A 2,394-nucleotide genomic window follows, 5' to 3' on the forward strand; every position below is an offset into this window, starting at 1 on the left:
TTTTCGGCCGGCCTGGCCTGCGCACTGGCCCGCGAGTGGCCCCTCGAGACGGCCCTGGCACTGGGAAACGCGTGTGCGGCACACTTCGTCGCGACCGGTGAGACCGCCGATCCGGTGGCGCTGCGATCGGTGTGCGAACGCGCCGACTGAGAGGGCCGGTTGGAAGTCATTTCCGGGACAACCGCGACCGTACGTGCGGTTGTCCCGATAACCGGATACAACCGACCCGCTGACGCTATCGTTCGCCCGCCATCGCGGAAAAGAGCCGTTCCTCGAACTCGTCGCGACTGATCCCGTCGGAGGGGCCGATTCCGTTCATGTGATCGACCGAGAGCTGCCCGCCGCCCATCCGCGCGTGGCCGCCCGCGCTGGCCATCGGAATGTCGCTGATGGCGTGGCGCAGCGTCTCGCCCATGTGGACCCGGTCGTCGCGCGATCGGCCGGAGAGGTGGAGCGTCCCGTCGTGTTCGCCGTAGACGACGACCGCCGTGACTCCCTCGAGGTGCATGAGTTCGTCCGCGGCCTGGGGGATCGCGTCGACGTTGCCGACCTCGCCGACGTCGCAGACGGCGAACGGGCCCTCGACGCGCTTCTGGGTGATCGCCGTCGCCTTGACCTGCAACACGTCGTCGCTGACCTGCGGGTTGGCGATCCGGTCGAGCAGGTCCTCGTCGATCCCGGAAAACAGGGCGGCGCAGGCGTCGAACTCCGCCCGCGAACAACCGTTCGTCAGGTGGGTCGTATCGGACTGAATGCCGTACAGCAGCCCCGTCGCCAGTTCCGGCGAGATCTCGAACCCGTTCGAGCCCTCCTCATCGGCCATCGTCGCGCCGACATCGTACAGGTACTCGACGATGATCGTCGATGCCGCACCGTAGTCCGTCCGCACGTCGGTGAACTTCGTGCCGGCTCCGTTGCCGGGATGGTGGTCGACGACGGCGACCGGTTCGACCGTCTGGGCTCCGGTGAATCCCCGCGGTGTGTTGTGATCGACCAGCACTACCGCGTCCGACTCGAGCTGCGAACTCGCCTCGATGGACTCGATGTCCAGATCGAGGACGGTCCGGAACGCCCGGTTCTCCTGATGGCGGATCTCGCCGGAGTACTGCAGCGTCGTTTCGGTATCGACCGAGTCCGCGATCTCGGCGACGCCCATCGCACAGGACATGGCGTCGGGATCGGGGTTCGGATGCATCAGTATCGCCACGTCGTCGTGCGTCGCTAACACGCGCTGGAGCCGAACGCCCGGCGGTCGCCGAAACCACCGAATCACCCACCAACCACCCAGGACGAGCGCGACGACGGCCAGAATCAATAGCGAGAGAACGAGCGGATCGAGGGACTGGATCGAGTCGTCGATCGACTCGGATACAAGCGGGTTCACCCCGACGAACGTCACGGCTGTCGGGGCGCTCCGGAAGCTCATATCAGGAACTCAGATCGAACCACCATGAAATTTCCCCTGATTTCCCCCGATTCGGGGTGGAGTATCACCGGTGGACCCGTCTCAGCCGGTCTCGAGCGAGGTCGGTGGCCTCGCACGGCCGGCCTCGAGTCAGACGGACTCCTGTCCGTCAGTTCCGACGCACCCGTTACCCGCCACCCGCCAGACGGGTGCGTCGGTACAGCGGGACAGCAGACCGTCTCAGTCGGCGTCGTCAGCCCGATAGCGTTCGATCGCGTCGCGATACCCCTCTCGAAAGGTCGGATAGGCGAACTCGTAGCCGAGATCGCGCAGTTGCTCGTTCGAACAGCGCTTGCTCGTCAGGATTCGCCGGCGGCCCGCCGCGGAGACGTCGTCGTCCGCGAGCCGCTCGGCCTTCGTCCGCTTCGGCGGGGTTTCGACGCCGCATTCGCCGGCCAGCCAGTCAGCGAACGCCCATTTGGACGCCGGCTCGTCGTCGACTACCTGCGCGACCTCGCCGCGCGCGAGGTCCTCCTCGAGCAGGTACCGGATCGCGCCGGCGGCGTCGTCCCGGTGGACCATGTTCAGGTAGCCGTCCGTGACGGGCCCCTCGAGGTAGCGCTCGAGTCGGTACCGATCAGGGCCGTAGAGCCCGGCGAAGCGGGCCACGGTTCCCTCGAACCCGTACTCCGGCGGGTGCTCGAGCGCGGTCCGTTCGGCCTCGGCGAGCACCTCGGTCTTGTCGGTGGTGGGCTCGAGCGGCGTCTCCTCGTCGACCCAGTCGCCGTTGTGGTCGCCGTGGACACCCGTCGATGAGGTGTAGGCCAGTCGCTCGGGCGCGTTCTCGCGCTCGCCGAATTCCTCGATCGTCGTCCGCAATCCCTCGACGTACACCTCGCGGGCGGCCTCGGCACCGCGACCCCCGCTGCTGGTGGCGAAGACGATCGCGTCGACGTCCGGCACCGCCGCGAGCGACCCGCGGTCGGTGA

The 2,394-nt window shown here is 67.4% G+C and carries 2 protein-coding genes and 1 pseudogene; 1 reads left to right on the forward strand and 2 read right to left on the reverse strand.

Annotated features, from left to right (window positions below; genetic code table 11):
- A pseudogene (locus tag PGX04_RS24810) lies at positions 1-150 on the forward strand (carbohydrate kinase family protein); the annotation flags it as partial.
- An 85-nt stretch (positions 151-235) separates the two neighbouring features.
- Here PGX04_RS24810 and PGX04_RS24815 read toward each other — a convergent pair.
- Complete coding sequence (locus PGX04_RS24815; RefSeq protein ID WP_273740944.1) at positions 236-1,426, reverse strand: DHH family phosphoesterase; 1,191 nt, start codon at positions 1,424-1,426, stop codon at positions 236-238.
- A gap of 219 nt (positions 1,427-1,645) precedes the next feature.
- A partial coding sequence (locus tag PGX04_RS24820) for a Rossmann-fold NAD(P)-binding domain-containing protein (RefSeq protein WP_273740945.1) occupies positions 1,646-2,394 on the reverse strand: 749 nt, incomplete at its 5' end.

The organism is Natrinema soli, from assembly GCF_028618695.1.